Genomic DNA, 21,406 nt, shown 5'->3' on the forward strand with positions numbered 1-21,406 from the left:
TAAATATGGATATATGCATGGATAGTTACAGAGATTTTCATCAGTATTTAAAACAGGAGTTGCAAGCCGTCAGTTCGGAAGAGAAAGCGGCTTCTATGCGCCGCTATTTCCCCAATGGATTAGTGTGTATAGGGGCTATTTCTGAAGATATTAACCAGATATCTGCTGAGTTTATTAGGGAGCATGATGCCATGCTACCAGAAGGGTACTTATCCCTTGCTGAGTATATTTTGGAAAGGGCAGAGTTTCATGAAGAGATCCTTATTTCATATAGGCTTATAGAGAAACTAGTTAAAAGGCATTTTGATGATAACTTGTTAGTTCGCTTTCAATATTGGTTAGAAAACTATGCAAATAATTGGGCGTTAGTAGACGATTTATGTATTAAAGCCATTTATAACTATCTCTATGCTAGACCCCATTTGATTGAGAAAACTCAACTCTGGGCGAGATCAGAGGTTTCGTGGTGTCGGCGTGCGAGTAACGTGGTTTGGGTTAAATTTATTTATCGAAAAATGGGGAAACAAGTGTACAGGCTTAACCCTGAACTTGTATTTTCAAATTGCGATCTTCATATCCATGACCCTGATGAATTTGTTCAAAAAAGTGTAGGGTGGCTGTTAAAAGTGACTACACCACATCATCATGATGCTGTTGTAAATTATATAAAAACGAATATTGCTAGCATGCAAAAGTCAACAGTTAGATATGCGTTAGAGAAAGTTCCTAAAGAGACTAGAGACGAGATAATGAGGCTGTAATAGCGATGCTTTTAGAGCCGTTTTACACCTAGATAGGACGCGATTATGTCAGATACTGTCAGCTTGCTAACAAAGTTTAATTTTTTACAAAATTTTGCATCTTTGATTAGTGCCTGGATCAACCCTGCTATTATTCATAACTTAGAAAAGTATCATATTCTTAAAAAGGTGCACTATTTAACGGCAATAGAAAATATTGAAGGGGATTATTTGGAGTTTGGCGTTTTTACTGGTAGCTCTTTTTGCCACTCGATTCGTGTTCATCAGATGCAAAAAAAGTATTGTGGTGAGCACACCGCAATGAAGTTTTATGGGTTTGATTCATTTTCTGGATTTGGAAGTATGGAAAGTGATGAAAACCACCCCTTTTATAGTCAAGTTGATTTCAACTCAAATATTGAATATGTAGAAAAGCGGATACGACGCGTAGCTAAAAATACAGAATATAAACTTGTTGAGGGTTACTTTCAAGATTCACTTACATCAGGTCCTAAGAGTTATGGTATTGATAAGTCTAAAATTATATTTATTGATAGTGATACTTTCAGCAGTGCTGCTCAAGCATTTGAATTTTGCTCTACAACCATTCAACAGGGAACTTACATTATTTTAGATGACCATTTTTCCTACTGTGGAGATATAAATAGGGGAGTTGCTGGGGCATTCAAAGAGTTTATTGAGAAGAGAGAAATTGAAGTTCGACTTGTCTTTCATTATGGAATGGGGGGGAGTGTTTATGTTGTATCAAATATGTGAGTGAAGGAGGTGTGTTAGGAAGCTCTTTTAGCACAACTTTTATTTTTGAGCACTGTACCTTTTTATATTTTCCTCTTTTTGAACTTAAAAACCTAACCATTAGGTTAGTGTTTTTTTAAATCTTTGCACGCTAAAATCCAAATTATATTCTGCAAATTTATAACTTGGCAGATAAAGTATCTGTATTTTCAGGATGCTAATCGTGTTTTATATATTTCGTCACAATTAGAGTCGTTATATTTACTTGAAGAACGGGAAGTGATGCCTGCATTGTAATTCAGTGAGTGTTAGGCGCTATTGACTCTACTCGTGTGCCAATCAAATTGTCAACATTTGGACGTTATCAATGATGAGTACCGCAATTACGATGCAAGGGGTAAATACCCATAACCTCAAAGATATCGATATCTCAATTCCTAAGAATAAAATGGTCGTGGTAACGGGGGTTTCTGGTTCTGGAAAATCCTCATTAATAATAGATACCTTATTTGAATACTCTAAGTCACTATATATTGGTGCTCTTTCCAGTAAGAGCTTTGATATGGGGGAGGGAAGCTATCAAGTAGAGAGAGTGAGTGGAACACAACCTCCTGTAGCGTTGAAACAATCGGTAAAGAGACTTGCAAATCCTCGCTCTACAATAGGAACTGTGACAGGTATAGATGGCTTGATTCGATTGTTGTTTGCTCATGCTGGTAAGCCCTCGTGTCCTGCTTGTTTTCAAGAACTAAACAGTGAGCTATTTTGTGATGACTGCGGGCTGTATGGAGAGACATTATCTGCAAAACAATTTAGCCCAAATAGAAAAGAGGGAAAGTGTTTACAGTGTAATGGGTTAGGTAAATTAGCTTCTTTTAGTGTTGATCTTATCATTCCTGATAAAACGAAATCACTCAACTGGATTTGGGATAATGCAGAGCCCAACACGTTTAGTCTCCCTAATTTACGTAAAGCCTTTGAAGCCATGTGTGCGGATGAAGGGATAGATATCGATTGCCCTTACTCTAGTTTGAGTGATGAGGCTAAACAAAGAGCTTTATACGGTACTGATAAGGGGTACACAATAAAAGTTGGAAAGGTAACTAATGATATTGTATTTACTGGGATTATTGGTTATCAAGAATACTCTTATAAAAAAACAACGTCGGTAACACGGCAAAAAGCTTTTGAACGATATATTGGTGAGCAGCATTGCCCTGGTTGTGACGGTGCGAGGTTAAGGCCTGAGTCACTTGCGGTGAAAGTTGTGGGCAAGAACTTCAATGACTGCCAATGTATGGCCATCGGTGATATGACCTATTGGCTATCTAGTATGATTCAAGATGGTACTTTACCAGTTGGGGTGCATGAACTGGCGAATGCCATTATCAATCAAGGCCATAATATCGTAAATGTGGGGCTTGGGTATCTGTGCTTAAATCGTGAGTCAGCTTCTCTTTCTGGAGGAGAGTTGCAACGAATTTTACTGGCTCAACATGTTGCGAGTGATTTAAGTGGGGTTATGTACGTACTTGATGAACCAACCATTGGATTGCATGAGGAGGATACGCTCAAGTTACTCGACTCTATGCGGCAACTACGAGACCTTGGTAATTCATTAGTTGTAATTGAACATGATGAGACGATTATTCGTGCAGCAGACTGGATCATTGAAATTGGTCCAGGAGCCGGTTCCAAAGGTGGTGAGGTTATATTTCAAGGCTCATATGAGGAGTTAATTGACTGCCAAGCTTCAGCTACAGCCAAGTTTTTTAGATCTCGAGACAAACTTTCAAGCCATATCCCTCCGATGAAAGAGTGGTTTACTATTAACGATCTTCATCGAAATAATCTAAAAATAGATACAGTTTCTTTTCCTGTTAACGCATTAACTTGTGTCACTGGTGTGTCAGGATCGGGTAAAAGCTCGCTGGTTAGTTCCATCTATGATGAAGCGCAAAGATTGATTGGCGCACGGGCTAAACGAAAAGAGCTTCAATCTAACCTTCAGGGAGTGGAGGTGTTTAACGATATTATCTATGTTGAACAAAAGCCTATTGGGCGATCAAGTAGAAGCACAATTGCGACTTACCTAGGTATTAGTGATGATATTAGAGATATGTTTGCTGAATCGAATGATGCGATAGCTGCAGGCTATGAGCGCAAACACTTTAGTTCCAATGTCGCTGGTGGTCGATGTGAAGCGTGTAAGGGACAAGGTTACATTGAACTGGACATGTCTATCTTTAAAAATGAAGAGGTATTGTGTGAAGAGTGTGACGGTAAAAAGTTTCAACCTCAAATATTAGATATCAAAGTTCATAATAAGAATATATACGATGTTTTGAATATGACCGTCGATGAACTGGTTCTCCATTTTAGTGTTGATGCATACCCATCTATCCATCGAGCCTTAAGTTGTCTTGCTGAGTTCGGTCTAGGTTACCTAGTACTTGGTAGTGCAACAACTACTCTTTCTGGTGGTGAAGCTCAACGTTTGAACTTGGCGACAAAGTTGCTAAAAACAAAATTACAGAGTTCTCTGTTTATCTTTGATGAACCAACTAGAGGGCTGCATTTTTCTGATATTCGATATCTCTTAGCACTATTTGATCGACTTCTTTCTGACGGGCATACCGTTTTATTGATTGAGCACAACCTTGATGTGATATGTCAGTCTCACTGGATTGTTGATGTGGGGCCAGAAGGTGGGGATAAAGGGGGAGAAATAGTGTTTGAGGGGGGGATAGATACCATGCTTTGTTCTTCTGATTCACTTACCGCTATTCACGTGAAAAGGCATGTTGCTGATTATTATCAGTAGTAACACAGGGAGTGAAACTATGATCAATCAAGATGCGATAGAAACAATTAACGGCGAAAATAGCAAGAATGTAACGTCACGTGAATCAACTTGGTTTGCTGCCATGGGGGTGCTGGCAATTTTTCCTGCAATAACGAGTTTGATTTGGGCATTAATACTTAACTCAACAGGGATCGATGGTCATGACTTTAGTGCCACTGTATTGTTTTCAGCAAGTGCGGTTTCAATCATTAGTATTGTTGCTAACTCGTACATCAAGTCAGCTCTCTACGTCTATTTAATCTCGATTGTTTCAGCGATTGTTTTTGCATTTACTCTGGAGGTATATTTTGTCAAGTGGGCACTAATTCCCTTGTTTGTTGCAGCACTATACACGGTTCCAATATTTAATTACATAAAACTCAGAGTGCCAAGTAGCTTTAATGGGCGAGCCAAGGTAAGACCTTTTCTTGCTGCATTGTGGGTTATTGCTGCTGTAATGACTGTATCGCAAGTGACAAGGTTAAGTGTGTTCATTGTTGATCAAGAGCAAACACATTTCTCACTTATTCCAGGGGTTGAGTGGTTTGAAAGGCATAACTGTTTAACCGGTTATGTATATGCTGCACGTTTGGCAAGCGCCAGTAGTGAAAATATATATGACACCAAGATTGTTGAAACAGACCCATTTACAACACCACTACCTGAGTACGCGACAGATATGGCTCCGTTTACACTGGATGGATATCTATACACGCCTGCATTTCTATTGTTACCTAAAGTGTTAACGACTATCTCTAATGATTTCAGCTTTCTTAGGGTGTTGTGGTTTAGCTTTTCTGTATTGATAACAGCGCTATCTCTGTCAATGCTCATCTCATGGCTGCAAGGACCTATAGCAGATCAGTTGATTAAACTCATGCCGATATTTGTAGGGGCTATGCCAGTAGCGCTTACCTTTCAGTTAGGAGGCTCACAAATTGTGGCGTTCTTTGGGTTATTAATTGCATTGGTTGCCCTGGAGAGAAGGCAAATAGTATTAGGTAGTTTTCTCTTTTCGTTTGTTCTGCTAATGAAGCTATGGCCTGTGTTATTGATGCTACCTCTGCTTTTCCAGAGGCGATACAAAGAGATCGCATATATTTGTGGTTTTGCTGTGTTGATGTGCCTAATGGTGTTTTTGGTTTTTGATGCAAAACCTTGGCTGATGTATTTTAATTATATTCTGCCTAAAATCAGTGACGGCAGTGCATTTGTTATGATGGATGAAAGTATTGTAAATTTAGCTTCAAACTTTTCATTAATTGGTATTCCATTTAAGTTAGTGCCTTTTGGTATTGATGCTGGTTGGCAAGAAGCTAAAATAATCTCACTTTTGTACTCGGTTCTTTTACTGGCAATTACGGTATTTGTAAGTATGAGAATGAGAGAGGGAGATAAGGCTCAACATATCTGCTTATGGTTAGCCTTGATTGTTCTAGGCACATTGAGAAGTCCACTTGCTCCTATGCATATACTGATTGGTTTTTTACTGCTCATGGTGGTGACATCCTATTTAATTCGCTCTAGATGGCAAGTTGGTTTGTTTGCAATTGTGTGGATCATGATGACAGTGCTAATTCCACCTGAAGGTGTTGAAGCTGCGATGTTATTATCGATATTTCGTCAAATGATTATCTTTTCATTTATTTTTTGGGTTATTTTTAGATTTTGTCGAAAAGATAAATATGGTTAAGGCTTCGAGTCAATCGGAGCTTCAATAGGATTAAGTATGAAGCAAGTCTCTTCGGTTTTATTCGTTTGTATGGGCAATATCTGCCGCTCTCCTACTGCTGAAGCTGTATTGAGAATGAAAGCTAAGCAGAGCGGTTTAGAACTGGAGATAGATTCAGCTGGAACCTTAGCTTATCATCAAGGTGAGTCTCCGGATCCACGATCGGTAGCAGCAGGGGAAAGGCGAGGTTTCAGTTTTAAAGGGATGAAAGCAAGGCAGGTGATTGATGAGGATTTTGCTCACTTCGATCTTATTTTAGCCGCGGATGTCCAAAATATTCGGGAGCTACAAAGCCGCTGCCCAGAGCAGTATTTAGATAAGATTAAGTTAATGCTCTCCCATTGTGAAGAAGGGGAGGAGCCATCAGCTCAGGTGCTGGAAGTGCCAGATCCCTATTACGGTAAAGGAGATGGTTTTGAGCGGGTATTGGATCTGCTTGAGTCGAGTTGTGAGCAATTAATTAGGCAGATCAAGTGTTAGAGATAAAAAGTTCAGCCTAACTTGAGCTAGGCTGAGCTTTCAGTTGTATATATCGAAGCGGCTACTTGTATCGCTTACCAGATCGTTTAAGCTTCTCAGCTTCCTCTTTGGCTTGCTTTTCAGCTTCTTTCTTCGCCATTAAGATAGCCACTTCCTCTTTCTCAATTTCAGCCATCTCTGGAGTTTCTAAGCTAAGTTGGCCTATTTTACCAGAGCGAAACTCGTGAAGTACCAGTTCTGATACCTTATGCAGATCGATTCGTCCGCCAGGTCGTAGCGCGCCTCTTTTACGGCCAATGGCTTCGAGTAGCTCGATATCAGTATCGGGCAGCTCTTTAAGCTTGTAACGCTCGGCAATCGCCTCTGGATAGGCTTGTAGGAAGTACTCTGCCGCAAACATGGCCACGTCCTCATACTCCATGGCTGTATCTTTAATCGCACCTGTAATGGCTAAGCGATAGCTGCTTTTCTCATTATCGACTTTTGGCCACAAGATCCCTGGGGTATCGGAGAGAACAATACCGTTTCTTAGGTTGATTCGTTGCTGCACTTTAGTGACGGCGGGCTCATTCCCTGTTTTGGCAATCGTTCTGCCTGCCAGTGTATTGATGATGGTAGACTTACCTACGTTAGGTATTCCCATAATCATGGTACGAATATCTTTCTCTATCTTGTCGCGACTTGGTACAAATTTGCGACACAGATCGGGAATTTTTTTCACTTGGGCCGCTTGCAGTGTGGTGATGGCCATCGCCTTAACACCTTGTTCGCGCTCTAAGTACTCTATCCAGCGTTGAGTGGTTTCAGGATCGGCGAGATCTGACTTATTCAGTAGTTTGATACAGGGCTTATCGCCACGTAAGCTTGAAACGACAGGGTTTTCGCTACTATAAGGGATTCTGGCATCTAACACCTCGATCACGAGATCAACCTGAGGCATCACCTCTTCAATCTCTTTACGTGCCTTATGCATATGTCCTGGGTACCACTGAATTGCCATGTAAACGCCCTGTCTCTCAAAACTTAATTGCGTGGATTTTACCTTGTTAAGGTGAATTTTAACAAACAAAAAGCGCCTTTCGGCGCTTTTATCTAATTGTATTGATCAAGAGGTGGTTAAATTACCCCCAACTCTCTTAATCGCTCCATTAAGTAGCTATCAGCGGTATATTTGTCTGAGAGCACCACCTCTGGATTCGGATGCAGAAACAGAGGAAGAGAGATACGTGACTTGCTCTTATCTGCACCTTCTGGGTTTATCACCCTGTGGCTTGTTGATGGGTAATAACCACCAGATGCTTCCTGTAGCATATCGCCGATATTGATAATAATGTTGCCAAAATCACTTGGAACATCTAACCAAGAACCATCCTTTACCTGTACTTGTAATCCCGGCTCATTGGCCGCAGGCAGTACTGTGATTAAGTTGATATCTTCATGGGCAGCAGCGCGGATCGCTCCCATCTCTTCATCGCCTGACATGGGGGGATAATACAGAACCCTAAGTAAGGTTTTCTGACTGTTCTCTATCATCTGTGGCAGAGATATGGAGAATTTAGCTTTAACTTCAGCTGGGGCATAAGATTCAATCCAGCCTAGTAGCTCTTGAGCTAATTCATTGGCTTTATTGTAATAGGCGAGGATATTCTCTCTTAAACTATTTGGAATACGGCCCCACGGATAGACGTGATAGTATTCTTTAATATCTTTTACGCTATGGCCTTTGGCTGTTTCAGAGATCTCTGCTGGGAAGAAACCATCTTGTGTCTCAGGTTTAAAGAGGTATTCACGTTTCTCCTCAGTATTGAAGAATGCTTGCCATTCTATATAGATAGCTTCGACTAGGGCTTTGTCGATAGGGTGGTTACTGAGTACACCAAAGCCGGTTTCTCTTAAAGACTTTACAAACTCTTCGGCGCTATTAGGTGCTAGATAATCTATGGTTTCTAGTTTCATTTTTGCTCACTTTTTATTTAACCTTGGTTAGTTTAGCGAGGCCAAAGCGCAGGAGCAAACCTGTGTGAGATAAATCACCTTGTGATTGTTTGTCTGTGAGGTAGATGTCACGCTAAATGATAGATTTAGCATAACTAACAGTTAGATAGGTAAGAACAGGCAGTATAAATTTATTTTAAGTTCAGCGCATAAAAAAGGCGAGCTAGTTGCTCGCCTTTCTTGAACACTCTTTCGCGACAAGATTAGTCTAATTTGTTATCAGCAATCTTATAGTGAGGATCTTCAATTAAGTTAACCTCAACTAAGTCTCCCGCTTTATGTAGTAACTCTTTACAGTCATTACTTAGGTGACGTAGGTGTAATCTTTTGCCACTGGAGCCATAGCGCTCTGCTAACGTATCAATGGCATCGAGTGCTGAGTGATCGCAAACACGAGAGTTTTGGAAGTCGACAATCACATCTGCAGGATCGGTGTTTGACTGGAACAGATCTAAAAACTCTGCCACTGAGCCGAAGAACAGTGGACCGTTTAGCTTATAAACTTTCCAACCGTTTGCATCTTCACTGATCTCAACATTGATATGTTTAGCATGTTCCCACGCGAATACTAATGCGGATACGATAACACCAACAAATACTGCAAAAGCAAGATCGGTAAATACGGTCACAATAGTCACGAGTATGATAACGAATGCGTCATGCTTAGGGACTTTTCTCATCACCTTAAAGCTCGCCCATTCAAACGTACCAAGGACAACCATAAACATCACACCAACTAATGCTGCTAATGGGATCATCTCAATAAGCGCTGAACCAAATAGAATAAAGGCCAGTAGGGCAAGTGCAGCAGTAATACCTGATAGGCGTCCACGTCCACCAGAGTTAATGTTGATCATCGATTGACCAATCATGGCACAACCACCCATGGCACCAAAGAAGCCACTGGTGATATTACCTACACCCTGTCCGATACACTCTTTATTACCTTTACCACGGCTATTTGTCATCTCATCGATAACCGTTAAGGTCAACAGAGATTCAATTAAGCCTACAGCCGCAAGTATGAGCGAGTAGGGCAGTATGATGTACAGGGTTTCCAGCGTGAATGAGACTGCCGGAATAGAGAAAGTGGGTAAGCTACCAGCGATAGTCGCATTCTCATCACCGCTCATGGACTTTAGAAAATCCAGCACAGTCCGGGTGTCGAGATTTAAGAAGTAGACCAAAAGGGTCACGGTAACGATTGCGGCAAGTGACGATGGGATCGCTGAGGTTAGCTTAGGCAAGAATTGAATGATGAACATGGTCAATACCACAAGCCCAAGCATTAATCCTAGTTGTTCCATAGGAAGCCAGCTCAAAACACCATTAGCATCAGGAGCTTTAAATTGTCCTAGCTGTGCTAGGAAAATGACAATGGCCAAACCGTTAACAAAACCTATCATTACTGGGTAGGGAACGATACGGATAAATTTGCCTAATTTAAGCAAGCCGAATGTCACCTGAATAAGTCCCGCAAGTACCACCGCTGCAAACAGGTACTGAACACCGTGTTCTGCAACTAGCGCAACCATGACAACAGCCATTGCCCCTGTAGCACCAGAGATCATGCCTGGTCGTCCGCCAATCAGTGCGGTAATTAGCCCCATTATAAATGCGGCGTATAAACCCACCATAGGTTCAACACCTGCGACAAAAGCAAATGCGACAGCTTCAGGAACGAGTGCGAGTGCAACCGTTAAGCCTGAAAGCAGATCAGCTTTGCTACTGGCAGTTTTGTGACGAATTAGATCAAACATTTAGCCTCTGTTATAAGTATGTAGTATTTAGATTGATAGCGGTCGCGAATACTAACAAATTATCCGCGTTATACCAATCGGTATGAAATAAAAAGCCATGCTGTAATGCATGGCTTCTTGATTATACAGATTGACTCTTAGTTATGGTTTTACCATTTCCGAGTTTGCTGTATTTGCAGTTCTTGCTGCCCTGACTGGCTGCGAGTTATCGTTTGAGTCATATTGACGACCCATTGGCGTCGCAATATTTTCTCTCACTTCAACTACAGGCTTAGTCATATCAGACGTCACCATAGTACCAAAACGGCTACTTGAAGTAGGTTTAACCTTAGCTGTATCTAGGGTTACAGGCTCAACACTTGCAACAGTCTCAACAGTTGTTGCAACTTCAACCTTAACTGGCGTCTCAGGTCTAGCTGGCGTTGCTGATGCTGTCGAGGCTTCAGCTTTCACCGGTGCTTCAGGCTTAGTCGGCGCAGATGTGGCTGCAGCTTTCACTGGCGCTTCAGGCTTAGTCGGCGCAGATGTGGCTGCAGCTTTCACTGGCGCTTCAGGCTTAGTCGGCGCAGATGTGGCTGCAGCTTTCACTGGCGCTTCAGGCTTAGTCGGCGCAGATGTGGCTGCAGCTTTTACTGGCGCTTCAGACTTAGTCGGCGCAGATGTGGCTTCAGCTTTCACAGGCGCTTCAGGCTTAGTCGGCGCAGATGTGGCTGCAGCTTTCACTGGCGTTTCAGGCTTAGTCGGCGCAGATGTGGCTTCAGCTTTCACTGGCGTTTCAGGCTTAGTCGGCGCAGATGTGGCTTCAGCTTTCACTGGCGCTTCAGACTTAGCTGGCGCAGCGGTGGCTTCAGTTTTCACTGACACTTCAGGTTTAGCCGTATCAAGAGTTTCTGCAACTACCTGAGTGTCAGCTTGGACAGCTGGCTCAGATACTTCAGCGTTAGCCGCTTCAGTAGCTTTAGACTCATTGGCTTGGTTTTCAACTTCAATTTCATTTGGAATGAAAGCAGGAGCTGCACCAGATGAAGTTTCTGTTGTCTCTTCATCTCTGCGGCGGCGTTGACCAGCGGCTCTAAGATGACGTGGGCTACGACGGCTACGACGTTGACCATCACGAGAATCAGACGCTTCTTTGCCCTCTGTAGCCTCTACATTCTCAGCTGACTGAGGTGCAGAGTTTTCAGTTGAGTTGGCTGTATCGCTTGAGTCATCACTCTTTGCTGTACTTGGCTCAACTGCTTGTTTTGATTCAACACTGGTTTCAACAGGCTTGCTTTCGACCGCTTTAGCATCAGTTACAACTTGGACTTCAGCTTGAACAGTATCTGATTTAACTGCATCAGATGCTTCTACCTGCTCTGCTGTTTGTGAAGCAACAGAATCATCCGCTTGAGGTTTAGGCTTAGCTTTTCTAGGCTGACGCTTTGGACGGCTCTGCTTCTCCTCATTGGCTTTAGGCTGTGCCTGCTCTTGTGGGGCTGTCACAGAATCAACAACTGTTTCCGTTTGCTCGTTTTCAACGCGTACTTTACGGCGCATATTACGACGTTGACGACGCTCTCTAGCCACCTCTTGCTTAGGTTGTTCTGCAGTCGTGTCGTTTTCGCTGTTTTGATTACGATTAGACTTGCTATTGCGAGGTTGACGTTTAGCTTGCTCGTCTCTGTCTTTGCTTGCACGATTCTCTTTATTCGAATCAGCATTCTTATTACGGCTGTTACGAGGGTTACGCTCTCTCTTTTCGCCTGACTGCTCTTTATCATCACGTGGACGGCGGTCATTGCGACGAGTATTGCGTCGTGCATTCTTATTTTGATTGTTGCGTCCAGACTGCTGTGGCTTTTTAGGCTCCTCTTTCTTCTCTTCAGATTTGAAAAGAGCACCAATAGCAGAGAGGAATTTGGAGATAAGTCCAGGCTCGTTGCTATCCTTAACAGCTGGCTTAGCTGCAACACTTGGTGTTGCTTCAATTGACTTCTTAGGCGCAGAGAAACCTTTTAATGCAGGCTGAGGTGGCGCTGCACGTTCAAGTTTACGTGGCTCATAAAGCTTAGCTTCAGGCTTATCTAATAACTTATAGCTAGATTCACTGATCTGATCATCTTTACGATGACGTGATACGCGGTAATCTGGCGTAGTCATGTTTGGATCTGGGATCACATACACTTCGACATCGTGGCGCTGCTCAGTTATGCGGATCGCTTTACGCTTTTCGTTTAGCAGGAAGGCGGCAACATCAACAGGTACAACTGCTTCAATTTGTGATGTGTTTTCCTTAATCGCTTCCTCTTCCATAAGACGCAGAATTGAAAGTGCTAAAGATTCAGTGCCACGAATAGTGCCTTGGCCATGACAGCGTGGACATAGGTGCGCAGCAGACTCTTCAAGGGAAGGGCGTAGACGTTGACGTGACATCTCCATTAAGCCAAAGCGTGAGATACGGCCTAATTGAACGCGAGCTCTGTCGTGGTGAACGGCGTCACGCATTCTGTTTTCGACTTCACGTTGATGACGTACAGGGGTCATATCGATGAAGTCGATAACCACCAAGCCACCTAAATCACGAAGACGAAGTTGACGGGCTATCTCATCAGCGGCTTCAAGGTTAGTATTGAGAGCTGTCTCTTCAATATCACCGCCTTTAGTTGCACGGGCAGAGTTGATATCGATTGAGGTGAGTGCTTCAGTTGGATCGATAACAATTGAACCGCCAGATGGAAGACGAACTTCACGTTGGAAAGCCGATTCAATTTGAGTCTCAATCTGGTAATGAGTGAACAGAGGAACTTCTGCTTCATACTGCTTGATACGATCAACAAAATCAGGGCGTACAAGTGATACGTGCTGCTTAGCATCTTCAAAAATACGTGGATGATCGATTAGAACTTCACCGACATCACGACGTAAATAGTCACGAATAGCACGAACAATAACATTGCTCTCTTGGTGAATTAAGAAGGGGGCTGGACGACTATCAGCAGCTTCTTTAATTGCAGCCCAGTGGTGGACTAGCACCTTAAGATCCCATTTAAGCTCAGCAGAATCTTTGCCTACACCAGCAGTACGAACAATTAAGCCCATACCTTGAGGTACTTCTAGTTCAGACAGTGCTGCTTTTAGCTCTGTACGCTCATCACCTTCAATACGACGAGAGATCCCGCCTGCACGAGGGTTATTAGGCATAAGAACGAGATAAGAACCAGCAAGACTGATAAAGGTTGTCAGTGCAGCACCTTTATTACCACGCTCTTCCTTATCAATTTGAATAACAACCTCTTGGCCCTCTTTTACCACCTCTTTAATATTGGGGCGGCCTTGGAAAGAATAACCTTTAGGGAAGTACTCTCTTGCGATCTCTTTTAGGGGTAAAAAGCCGTGACGCTCTGCGCCGTAATCGACAAACGCGGCTTCAAGTGAAGGTTCTACTCGGGTAATTTTACCTTTGTAAATATTCGCTTTTTTCTGTTCATGACCAGGACTTTCAATATCTAGATCATACAGTTGTTGCCCATCAACAAGGGCAACGCGCAACTCTTCAGATTGAGTTGCATTAATTAACATCCGTTTCATTATGACGTCATTCTTCTAAAATAAGGTCATCAAACGACTTTATCGCTGCATTACGGGCCTAGCATTCGTAACTGAGCCTCACGGCTAGTGTCTAGGCAAGGTGCGCATTTCTGTAAGACGCATTCGCTGCGTGTCGCATCCATTTATGGCTTATTTTTTAATCTTTACAAAAACAAGGAATTCGTTGTAAAACGTCAACCAACCCCATAAATTATTCAGTACTTTCCGGTAATGCCAAATTCGAATTAAGTTCGTTTGATGATTAGTTAAAAATAATCTTCGAATTTTGGGTGCGATTCTTAGAGAAACCAGTTTGTAATATGGGCTTATTATTCTGTTTAGTCGTTAAAACTTGTTTTAGGTCTATTTTCAATGTGAACGACTTGCAAATCAATGGTTTGCTACAGATATAAAAGCTTTTTAGTCTCTATTTCATACGCATGCGATGAGGGATTTGTGAACACTTTTTTCACTAGTTATCCCCAATCGCCGATGAAATATAGCAATAATCAATAAATTCAGCAAATGGAAAGGCACAAAATTCTTATAACTTGTTGTACAATACGCGCCTTGATGTACATATAGGCGCACCATGAATAGCGAATCTCCCAAAATAAAAGTCCAACTGGTAACCATTGATGAAGATCATGTTGGTCAACGCATAGATAATTTCCTACTGACTAAGTTGAAAGGTGTGCCTAAAAGCATGATCTACCGGATTGTGCGTAAGGGCGAAGTCAGGGTAAATAAAAAGCGAATTAAACCTGAATATAAGTTACAGGATGGGGATATTGTCAGGGTGCCTCCTGTACGTGTATCTGAAAAAGATGAGAGACCAGGTCCTTCGGCTAATTTGAGTAAAGTATCTCAATTAGAGGAGCGTATTCTGTTTGAAGATAAGCACCTTATTGTGCTGAATAAACCCGCTGGTCTGGCTGTTCATGGCGGTAGTGGCGTCGACTTCGGGATTATTGAAGCGATGCGCTCACTGCGTCCAACTCAGAAATTTCTAGAGTTAGCTCATCGTCTTGATAAAGATACTTCCGGTGTACTGCTTATAGCAAAGAAGCGAAGTGCACTAAGACATCTTCATGATCAACTTAGGTTTAAGAAGATGCAAAAAGATTATCAGGCACTGGTTAAGGGGACTTGGCAAGCAAGAGATAAGGCGATTAAAGCGCCTTTATTAAAACTGACTTTAAAGTCCGGTGAGCGAATTGTGCGTGTTAATCAAGAGGGGAAGGAGTGCGAAACTCGTTTTAAAATTTTGCAGCGTTATCAAGGCAGCACTTTAGTGCAAGCAAGTCCTGTAACAGGTCGTACTCACCAGATCCGCGTTCATTGCCAATATACTGGTCACCCCATCGCTTGTGATGAAAAATACAGTGAGCAGAAATATGATGACAGTATGCGTGCTTTAGGGCTCAACCGACTTTTTCTTCATGCGGCTCAACTGCGTTTTACTCATCCAGGCAACGAAGAGGTGATGATAGTGAAAGCTCCGTTAGATCCTGTTTTGACCCAGACACTAGATAAGTTGATAAAAGTATGAAGCAGTATGAGCTCGTCATATTTGATTGGGATGGCACTTTAATGGACTCTGTAGGCAAAATTGTTGCCTGCATGCAGCAAACGGCCAAGGTACTTGAATTTCCCACTCCATCAGAATCTGCTGTACGCAATATTATCGGATTGTCGATGCAGGAGGCGTTAAATACCTTGTATCCTGATGGTAGTGATAGTGTTTATCGTCAGATGATTCAGGTGTATCGTCAGCAGTATCTTGAACTTGATACCACCCCAAGCCCACTCTTTGATGGGGCTGAATTACTTTTACAGCAGCTAAATCAGGTAGGTTATCAGTTGGCCGTTGCTACGGGAAAAGCCAGAGCTGGTTTAGATCGCGTACTCAATGAAACTGGGTTAGGTCAGCAGTTTATCGCCAGCCGCTGCGCCGATGAAGCTGTGAGTAAACCGCATCCTGAGATGATTCTTCAACTATTAAATGAGCTTAATGTGGAGCCCGCCAAGGCGCTAATGATAGGGGACTCGGTACACGATATTAATATGGCTAATAACGCTGGAATCGATGCTGTGGCTGTTAACTATGGTGCCCATGGAGAGAGTCAGTTGCTGACATCAAAGCCAAAGGGCATTATCAGTTCGCCACTTGAACTACTCGGCTTTTTGGGTCACTAATTGTAGATGTGTGACTCATAAAGAAAAAGGCTAGCGCATGCTAGCCTTTTTCATTCTCTATCAAGAGGGGATGGTTTTATTGTGAAGGTGTTTGCCTGATAAAACCTGTTGCCATTGAGACTAACCCTAGTCTTTCATTTCGTTTGTTTCTGTACATATCTTTATCGGCTTTACTGATAATGGCCGATAGCTCCATTGTTGCGTCATTAACTAAACAGTGGCCAATACTTGCTGATAACGGCAGACTTTGCCCTTCGATGTCGATATCGATAAAGAGTTGACTATTAAGCCTGTCACAGAGATCTTCGAGTTTAAGCTGATAATGTTCATAAGTATTCCCATGGGGGAAACTTGCCAACACAATAAACTCGTCACCACCGATCCGTGCGACTATCTCACTATCAATTGCTGTGTCTTTTATCTTTGATGCGACATACCTTAGTACCTTGTCTCCTTGATGGTGACCATAGCGGTCGTTGATCTGCTGAAAACCATCAAGATCTATATAAAGTACGGCGAGCTGTAATTTTGCTTGTTCCTGCTCTCTTAATTTACCTTCCATCACTTCAAACAGTGCCCTTCGGTTTAACATTCCTGTTAGTGGATCATGGTTGGCTAATTGCTGTATTTTTTCGTTTGCTGCATGCATATCGGTTATGTTGTGAGCAGAGACAATTACACCAACAATATTTCCCTTCTCATTGAAGTAGGGGTTATGAAGAATGTTCATATATTGAGGTGTTGTATGGGGGGGATGGATCCAAACTCGTGTCTGTACGGTTTCCCCCTTTAAGGTTCGGTCTAGTAAAGGCTTTAATACATCGTTGAAAACCTCTTTTCCATGAACCTGTTCGACGCTCTTGCCGACAATCTCTCGGGATGATTTGTTAAATAAGCTTTCATAGCCTTTAGAGACAACATGGTAGGTGTATGAGTCATCGACAAAAGACATTAAGTGTTCTGTGACTGCAATCATCTGCTTATGCAGAGCAAGTTCACGAGAGATAAGTAGACGTTTATATTCAACCCCAATTCTTTGAGCCAATAGTCTGAAAAACTCTTTTGATTTCATTGTCTCTGTTTGTGGGAGGGGATCCATGACTAAAATATGGCCTATGGGGTTACCACCATCATCTAGAATTAACTCTGCTTGGTAACTGTTGGCGCCCAGATCTTTAATCAACTGGAAGTTTGGAAATTTTGTTTGCAGATCTTTGGCAAACAGTAGGTGAGTGTCTGGGTATTTCTGTCGGTAAATGAGCTCACAAGGTGACCCCTCCAAATCGAACTCAAATCCAGGCACAGTGTGTTTTAGATCGCAAAAAGCCACCACTTCAGCCTTGCCTGCCACATCTGATGGCCTGCCAAAGGCAGCCCAACGGCATTGAGTTACAAGTGCAAGTGCTTTTAGCGCACGTTGAAAAAAACGTTCGTCAGTACAGGGGGCTGCAAGTAGTGCTAGAGCTTCTTCAATATCTGTCATCGACCATTCCCAAAATAGCAGTGTTCAGACATCCGTGTCCAAAGAGATTTAATAGGTATTTTTGATTGGAAGTGGGGCGTTATAATGTCGAGTCTTTCGCCCCTTGTAATATATTGTAGTTACAAATTGGGGAAACGCAGTTTTTGTGACTGAATTTAGTGTTTTTATTTGCGAATAGTGAGTTTTTAGTCTACTAAATTCTTTGAAAGCACTTGGTAGCCTTGCTTTGAGAGCATATCGATAAGGGTGATTAAAGGTAAACCGACAAGTGTGTTGGGATCTTTTCCCTCTAATTGTGTAAAGAGTGCAATGCCAAGACCTTCACATTTAAAACTTCCTGCACAGAAATACGGCTGCTCTGTTTGAAGGTAATACTCAATTTGTGCTTGTGTCAGCTCCCTAAAATGTACTTTAAAGGTTTCTATACGGGTGTCACTTAACCCTGTACTGATATTGTGTAGTGACAGACCTGTATAAAAAGTGATGATCTGGTTGGAAGCTTGAGTGAGTTGTTCCACTGCTTTTTCATGAGTTAAAGGTTTACCTACAATACGTCCATCAATGACTGCAACTTGATCTGAACCGATCATTAATCCTTGGGAATGACCCGAAGCACCTTTTATGGCTTTGCTTTGAGCAAGGCGCATAACCAGAGCATCGGGGGCTTCGCCCTCTTTAGGTGTTTCATCAATATCGGGCGAACAGGTATCGAAGGGGATGTTCAGCTTAGTGAGCAGTTGTTGCCTAAAAGGGGAGGTTGATGCAAGGATTAGCCGAGATGACATAATAAAACTCCAAATAGATTATTGCAGCAAAAGAGCAATGCATAGTTAGTTATGCCGTTTCTCTTTAGCTGATTTATGAGGAAGTTTACTGTTTTTTGATGATGGAAATCCCACACTTTTTATTTATCTAAGATAAAAAAGTTCGTTCGCTTCTATTTTAAGCGTGCGTGACTTGAGTAAATCTTCGAGCTTGGGTAAAATTTCTAATCCATTAATTTATGTTTTTAGAGCTCAAAAATGTGGTAAATGACTCTTCTTATAGCAAGAAGACGAATTTTCCTTTGACTCTAAGGATTTCAAACTATAATATGCGCGCCTTATGCAAACAGTAAAGATACCGGTTTCAATTGATCCAATACGCGCTGCTGCGAGTCAGCTTTCTTATGAAGGTTCGATTCCTGGTAAGCAGTTAAAGCGATTAAATGAGTTAAGTGCCGGCGACTGTTCCGATGTGGCAGTGTCGTTTGAATGTGGCGTAGATATACAGGGGATAGTCTACCTTAAAGGGAAGGCTGTGACGGAGCTCACTCTGAATTGTCAACGTTGCATGACACTATATACCACAAAGGTTACGGTCGACTTCAATTTCACTCCCTGTGGGAATGAAGCTGAAATCGATGAGCTCCCGGATGCGTATGACCCTATTGAGTGTAATGAAATAGGCGAAGTTCGTCTGCATCAATTGATTGAAGATGAATTGATAATCGCTATGCCCCTTATACCGATGCACGCTGACGAAAGTTGTGGCAAAGGCGATAAAGACATAGTTGTAGGCGAGATTGAACCTTCTCAAGAGGAGCGTCCAAATCCGTTTGCAGTGTTAGAAAAACTGAAGAGCAAGTAACCTAGGAGACAGGTAAAATGGCTGTACAACAGAATAAAAAATCTCGTTCAAAGCGTGGAATGCGCCGTTCACACGATTCATTGAGCACTGCTCAATTGTCTGTGGATGCAACGAGTGGTGAACTTCACCGTCGTCACAACGTGACTGCGGATGGTTTTTACCGCGGCGTAAAGGTTATTAACAAGTAATTGTTGATACTTTTATGACAGATCTGACGCTTGCGTTAGATGTGATGGGGGGCGATTATGGCCCCCGCGTCACAGTGCCTGCAACTTTGCAGGCACTTCATTTATATCCCTCTCTACATGTTGTCCTTGTTGGCAACCAGCCTGAAATAGAACATTTTCTTCCTAAGGCTGAATCCAGTATTCGTCAAAGAATTGAGATCCTTCATACGACTGAAGTCGTCAGTATGTCAGATCGCCCTGTCCATGCACTTAGAAATAGAAAGCAAAGCTCAATGCGCTTGGCTATTGAACTGGTGCGTGACGGTAAAGCTCAAGCTTGCTTAAGTGCAGGAAATACTGGTGCACTGATGGCGATAGCTAAAGTGCTACTTAAGACATTACCCGGTATTGATAGACCAGCTTTGGTAAGTTGTTTACCTGCGGTTAATCAAAAGCCTGTGTACTTACTTGATCTTGGCGCTAATGTCTCTTGTTGCAGCGAAACACTATTCCAGTTTGCAGTAATGGGATCTGTGCTCAGTGAAGCTGTCGATAAGAATGAGCAACCTAAAGTTGCACTTTTAAACGTTGGCATCGAAGAGATTAAAGGTAACGATCAAGTTCAACAGGCAGGACAACTATTACAACAAAGTCCGCAAATTAACTATGTGGGCTTTATTGAAGGTAATGATCTTTACTCTGGCAATGTTGATGTCATTGTTTGTGATGGTTTTGTTGGTAATATCACATTGAAAACCTCTGAAGGAATCGCAAAATTGTTGGTCAATCAGTTGGAAAAAGGACTGACCAAAGGTTTTTTTGTGCGATTAATGGCCAAACTAATCGCTCCCCGCATAAATTCTGTTCTTAAACAGATGAACCCCGACCACTACAATGGTGCAAGTTTGATAGGATTGCGCGGAATTGTAGTAAAAAGTCATGGCAGTGCCGATGAATCTGCTTATTTGCAAGCGATAACCCTTGCAGTGACAGAGGCGCAACGTAGACTCCCAAAGATGATTGAAGAACGTCTTGAGTCGATTCTTTTAGATATTAATAACTGATACCTCCTTAATATGCATACAAAAATTCTTGGAACTGGTAGTTATTTACCAGCACAAGTGCGTAGCAATCAGGATCTGGAACAGATGGTTGAAACCAGTGACCAGTGGATTGTTGAACGCACAGGTATCTCTGAGCGCCGTATTGCCGCTTCCGATGAGTCAGTATCGACCATGGGATTTGAAGCTGCGAAGAAAGCCCTTGAGATGGCAGGCATCGAGGCAAGCGAACTCGATATGATCGTGTGCGGAACGACGAGTGCAAGTAATGCATTTCCGGCTGCCGCGTGCGAGATTCAAGCTATGCTGGGGGTCCACACGATCCCAGCTTTTGATATCGCAGCAGCTTGCTCAGGTTTTGTTTATGCACTCTCGATTGCAGACCAGTATGTCAAATCTGGTATGGCTAAAAAGGTGCTAGTGATAGGCGCAGACGTGTTATCACGCCTTTGTGAGCCAGAAGATCGCGGTACTATTATTCTATTTGGTGATGGTGCGGGTGCGGCTGTAATTGGTGCTTCTGATGAGCCAGGTATTCTATCTACTCATATTTATGCCGACGGTAGACAAGGCGATCTACTGAAATGTTCATTCCCTCCAAGAGCTGGTGAATCATCTGCTGCGGTTGGTTATATGACCATGAAAGGTAATGATGTATTTAAGGTTGCGGTAACACAGCTCTCCCATGTTGTGACCGAGACTCTGCGGATTAATCAAATTGATAAGTCTGAGATTGATTGGTTAGTGCCACATCAAGCCAACTTCCGCATTATTAAAGCAACAGCTAAAAAGCTAGGCATGAGTTTAGATAAAGTGGTGCTGACCCTTGCTAAACATGGTAATACTTCTGCTGCTTCTGTTCCAATAGCCCTTGATGAGGCTGTTCGTGATGGTCGAATAAAGCGCGGTCAACTCCTAATGTTAGAAGCATTTGGAGCTGGTTTTGCGTGGGGCAGTGCATTAGTTCGTTTTTAATTACTGTTTAAAAC

At 42.5% G+C, this 21,406-nt stretch carries 17 protein-coding genes; 11 read left to right on the top strand and 6 right to left on the bottom strand.

Annotated elements, in window-relative coordinates; genetic code table 11:
- Window positions 1-17: 17 nt before the first annotated feature.
- The 5 genes from SWOO_RS10365 to SWOO_RS10385 all read left to right on the top strand — a co-directional run bounded on the left by SWOO_RS10365 (window position 18) and on the right by SWOO_RS10385 (window position 6,553).
- Window positions 18-761 (top strand): DNA alkylation repair protein, encoded by a 744-nt coding sequence (locus SWOO_RS10365; protein WP_041417586.1) that lies wholly within the window; start codon window positions 18-20, stop codon window positions 759-761.
- A gap of 45 nt (window positions 762-806) precedes the next feature.
- A complete protein-coding gene (locus SWOO_RS10370; protein WP_012324655.1) occupies window positions 807-1,517 on the top strand; it encodes a class I SAM-dependent methyltransferase in 711 nt (236 codons plus the stop codon).
- A 346-nt stretch (window positions 1,518-1,863) separates the two neighbouring features.
- Window positions 1,864-4,320 carry an ATP-binding cassette domain-containing protein gene (locus SWOO_RS10375; RefSeq protein ID WP_012324656.1) on the top strand — a complete coding sequence of 819 codons (2,457 nt, stop codon included), beginning with the start codon at window positions 1,864-1,866 and terminating at the stop codon, window positions 4,318-4,320.
- Between the two features lie 19 nt (window positions 4,321-4,339).
- Window positions 4,340-6,034, top strand: coding sequence for a glycosyltransferase family 87 protein (locus SWOO_RS10380; RefSeq protein WP_012324657.1), 1,695 nt, complete (start codon window positions 4,340-4,342; stop codon window positions 6,032-6,034).
- Between the two features lie 36 nt (window positions 6,035-6,070).
- The gene (locus SWOO_RS10385; protein ID WP_012324658.1) at window positions 6,071-6,553 is read left to right on the top strand and encodes a low molecular weight protein-tyrosine-phosphatase; all 483 of its coding nucleotides are present in this window, start codon (window positions 6,071-6,073) and stop codon (window positions 6,551-6,553) included.
- A 61-nt stretch (window positions 6,554-6,614) separates the two neighbouring features.
- Here the strand turns inward: SWOO_RS10385 and ylqF are convergent, their stop codons facing one another.
- The 4 genes from ylqF to rne form a co-directional block, all read right to left on the bottom strand.
- Window positions 6,615-7,553 carry a ribosome biogenesis GTPase YlqF gene (gene ylqF / locus SWOO_RS10390; RefSeq protein WP_012324659.1) on the bottom strand — a complete coding sequence of 313 codons (939 nt, stop codon included), beginning with the start codon at window positions 7,551-7,553 and terminating at the stop codon, window positions 6,615-6,617.
- 116 nt (window positions 7,554-7,669) lie between these two features.
- On the bottom strand, window positions 7,670-8,509 hold the full coding sequence (locus tag SWOO_RS10395; protein WP_012324660.1) for an isopenicillin N synthase family dioxygenase: 840 nt from the start codon (window positions 8,507-8,509) through the stop codon (window positions 7,670-7,672).
- A gap of 242 nt (window positions 8,510-8,751) precedes the next feature.
- Window positions 8,752-10,308, bottom strand: a complete 1,557-nt coding sequence (locus SWOO_RS10400) for a SulP family inorganic anion transporter (protein WP_012324661.1) — start codon at window positions 10,306-10,308, stop codon at window positions 8,752-8,754.
- Window positions 10,309-10,449: 141 nt separating this feature from the next.
- Window positions 10,450-13,878, bottom strand: a complete 3,429-nt coding sequence (rne, locus tag SWOO_RS10405) for a ribonuclease E (protein WP_012324662.1) — start codon at window positions 13,876-13,878, stop codon at window positions 10,450-10,452.
- 592 nt (window positions 13,879-14,470) lie between these two features.
- On the opposite strand from rne, the gene rluC reads away from it, so the two are divergent.
- Together rluC and SWOO_RS10415 are read left to right on the top strand one after the other, a co-directional pair.
- Window positions 14,471-15,430 carry a 23S rRNA pseudouridine(955/2504/2580) synthase RluC gene (gene rluC / locus SWOO_RS10410; protein ID WP_012324663.1) on the top strand — a complete coding sequence of 320 codons (960 nt, stop codon included), beginning with the start codon at window positions 14,471-14,473 and terminating at the stop codon, window positions 15,428-15,430.
- Window positions 15,427-16,077, top strand: coding sequence for an HAD-IIIA family hydrolase (locus SWOO_RS10415; RefSeq protein ID WP_012324664.1), 651 nt, complete (start codon window positions 15,427-15,429; stop codon window positions 16,075-16,077). Before rluC ends, SWOO_RS10415 begins: the two co-directional genes overlap by 4 nt.
- Window positions 16,078-16,153: 76 nt before the next feature.
- Here SWOO_RS10415 and SWOO_RS10420 read toward each other — a convergent pair whose 3' ends face one another.
- Entirely contained in the window at window positions 16,154-17,560 is a 1,407-nt protein-coding gene (locus SWOO_RS10420) for a sensor domain-containing diguanylate cyclase (RefSeq protein WP_012324665.1), read from the bottom strand.
- 185 nt (window positions 17,561-17,745) lie between these two features.
- Window positions 17,746-18,345, bottom strand: a complete 600-nt coding sequence (locus SWOO_RS10425) for a Maf family protein (protein ID WP_012324666.1) — start codon at window positions 18,343-18,345, stop codon at window positions 17,746-17,748.
- 319 nt (window positions 18,346-18,664) lie between these two features.
- On the opposite strand from SWOO_RS10425, the gene yceD reads away from it, so the two are divergent.
- From yceD to SWOO_RS10445, 4 genes are read left to right on the top strand one after another with little or no spacing between them, the layout of a single operon-like run.
- Entirely contained in the window at window positions 18,665-19,189 is a 525-nt protein-coding gene (yceD, locus tag SWOO_RS10430; protein ID WP_012324667.1) for a 23S rRNA accumulation protein YceD, read from the top strand.
- Between the two features lie 17 nt (window positions 19,190-19,206).
- Window positions 19,207-19,377, top strand: a complete 171-nt coding sequence (gene rpmF / locus SWOO_RS10435) for a 50S ribosomal protein L32 (protein ID WP_012324668.1) — start codon at window positions 19,207-19,209, stop codon at window positions 19,375-19,377.
- A 14-nt stretch (window positions 19,378-19,391) separates the two neighbouring features.
- Window positions 19,392-20,420, top strand: a complete 1,029-nt coding sequence (gene plsX, locus SWOO_RS10440) for a phosphate acyltransferase PlsX (RefSeq protein ID WP_012324669.1) — start codon at window positions 19,392-19,394, stop codon at window positions 20,418-20,420.
- A 12-nt stretch (window positions 20,421-20,432) separates the two neighbouring features.
- On the top strand, window positions 20,433-21,392 hold the full coding sequence (locus SWOO_RS10445; RefSeq protein ID WP_012324670.1) for a beta-ketoacyl-ACP synthase III: 960 nt from the start codon (window positions 20,433-20,435) through the stop codon (window positions 21,390-21,392).
- The last annotated feature ends 14 nt before the right edge of the window (window positions 21,393-21,406 follow it).

It is taken from the genome of Shewanella woodyi ATCC 51908 (assembly GCF_000019525.1).
GTDB lineage: Bacteria > Pseudomonadota > Gammaproteobacteria > Enterobacterales > Shewanellaceae > Shewanella > Shewanella woodyi.

What these genes read in the sequence shown, in the direction of transcription:
- SWOO_RS10365 (WP_041417586.1), top strand. Translation starts at nt 18, where the DNA reads ATGGATAGTTACAGAGATTTTCATCAGTATTTAAAACAGGAGTTGCAA.
- SWOO_RS10370 (WP_012324655.1), top strand. Translation starts at nt 807, where the DNA reads ATGTCAGATACTGTCAGCTTGCTAACAAAGTTTAATTTTTTACAAAAT.
- SWOO_RS10375 (WP_012324656.1), top strand. Translation starts at nt 1,864, where the DNA reads ATGATGAGTACCGCAATTACGATGCAAGGGGTAAATACCCATAACCTC.
- SWOO_RS10380 (WP_012324657.1), top strand. Translation starts at nt 4,340, where the DNA reads ATGATCAATCAAGATGCGATAGAAACAATTAACGGCGAAAATAGCAAG.
- SWOO_RS10385 (WP_012324658.1), top strand. Translation starts at nt 6,071, where the DNA reads ATGAAGCAAGTCTCTTCGGTTTTATTCGTTTGTATGGGCAATATCTGC.
- ylqF (WP_012324659.1), bottom strand. Translation starts at nt 7,553, where the DNA reads ATGGCAATTCAGTGGTACCCAGGACATATGCATAAGGCACGTAAAGAG.
- SWOO_RS10395 (WP_012324660.1), bottom strand. Translation starts at nt 8,509, where the DNA reads ATGAAACTAGAAACCATAGATTATCTAGCACCTAATAGCGCCGAAGAG.
- SWOO_RS10400 (WP_012324661.1), bottom strand. Translation starts at nt 10,308, where the DNA reads ATGTTTGATCTAATTCGTCACAAAACTGCCAGTAGCAAAGCTGATCTG.
- rne (WP_012324662.1), bottom strand. Translation starts at nt 13,878, where the DNA reads ATGAAACGGATGTTAATTAATGCAACTCAATCTGAAGAGTTGCGCGTT.
- rluC (WP_012324663.1), top strand. Translation starts at nt 14,471, where the DNA reads ATGAATAGCGAATCTCCCAAAATAAAAGTCCAACTGGTAACCATTGAT.
- SWOO_RS10415 (WP_012324664.1), top strand. Translation starts at nt 15,427, where the DNA reads ATGAAGCAGTATGAGCTCGTCATATTTGATTGGGATGGCACTTTAATG.
- SWOO_RS10420 (WP_012324665.1), bottom strand. Translation starts at nt 17,560, where the DNA reads ATGACAGATATTGAAGAAGCTCTAGCACTACTTGCAGCCCCCTGTACT.
- SWOO_RS10425 (WP_012324666.1), bottom strand. Translation starts at nt 18,345, where the DNA reads ATGTCATCTCGGCTAATCCTTGCATCAACCTCCCCTTTTAGGCAACAA.
- yceD (WP_012324667.1), top strand. Translation starts at nt 18,665, where the DNA reads ATGCAAACAGTAAAGATACCGGTTTCAATTGATCCAATACGCGCTGCT.
- rpmF (WP_012324668.1), top strand. Translation starts at nt 19,207, where the DNA reads ATGGCTGTACAACAGAATAAAAAATCTCGTTCAAAGCGTGGAATGCGC.
- plsX (WP_012324669.1), top strand. Translation starts at nt 19,392, where the DNA reads ATGACAGATCTGACGCTTGCGTTAGATGTGATGGGGGGCGATTATGGC.
- SWOO_RS10445 (WP_012324670.1), top strand. Translation starts at nt 20,433, where the DNA reads ATGCATACAAAAATTCTTGGAACTGGTAGTTATTTACCAGCACAAGTG.